This window comes from Arthrobacter sp. PsM3 (assembly GCF_030433895.1).
Taxonomy (GTDB): Bacteria; Actinomycetota; Actinomycetes; order Actinomycetales; family Micrococcaceae; genus Arthrobacter.
In genome coordinates this window covers 1-758 of record NZ_JARUXE010000110.1, presented here as the reverse complement: position 1 = coordinate 758, position 758 = coordinate 1, and the positions used below count along the sequence as shown (strand labels likewise).

Genomic DNA, 758 nt, shown 5'->3' with positions numbered 1-758 from the left:
CGGCGGAATTGGGAGAACGAGGACTTCGCCGCCGAGGTGAAGGCCGCGGTCAAGGCCTACGCCCGCACCCCGTTCGATGAGACGGTGTGGGAGCAGCTCGCCCAGGGCGTCCGCTTCGTGCAGGGCGAGTTCGACGACGACGACGCCTTCAAGCGGCTGTCCGAAACCATCGACGAACTCGATGAGCAGCGGGGAACGCGCGGGAACCACGCGTTCTATCTCTCCATCCCGCCGAAGGCCTTCGAGCTGGTCTGCCGGCAGCTCTCCAAGCACGGACTGGCCCAGGCCGAGGGTGACAAGTGGCGCCGGGTCGTGATCGAGAAGCCGTTCGGCCACGACCTCGAGTCGGCCCGGCAGCTCAACGACATTGTGGAGTCGGTGTTCCCGCCGGACGCGGTCTTCCGGATCGACCACTACCTGGGCAAGGAGACGGTGCAGAACATCCTGGCGCTGCGCTTCGCCAACCAGCTCTTCGAGCCGCTCTGGAACGCGAACTACGTGGACCACGTCCAGATCACCATGGCCGAGGACATCGGCACCGGCGGCCGCGCGGGCTATTACGACGGGGTCGGCGCGGCCCGCGACGTCATCCAGAACCACCTGCTCCAGCTCCTGGCGCTCACCGCGATGGAGGAGCCGATTTCCTTCAACGCCGATGACCTCCGCGCCGAGAAGGAAAAGGTCCTGGCCGCCGTCCGGCTCCCCGAGGACCTGTCCACCCACTCGGCCCGCGGGCAGTTCACCGGCGGCTGGCAGGG

The 758-nt window shown here is 67.5% G+C and carries 1 protein-coding gene; it reads left to right on the top strand.

Going from position 1 to position 758, the window contains the following annotated elements; all coding sequences use genetic code 11:
• Positions 1 to 758, top strand: a 758-nt coding sequence (locus tag QCD75_RS21800; protein ID WP_301231615.1) for a glucose-6-phosphate dehydrogenase, incomplete at both ends; no start/stop codon positions are given.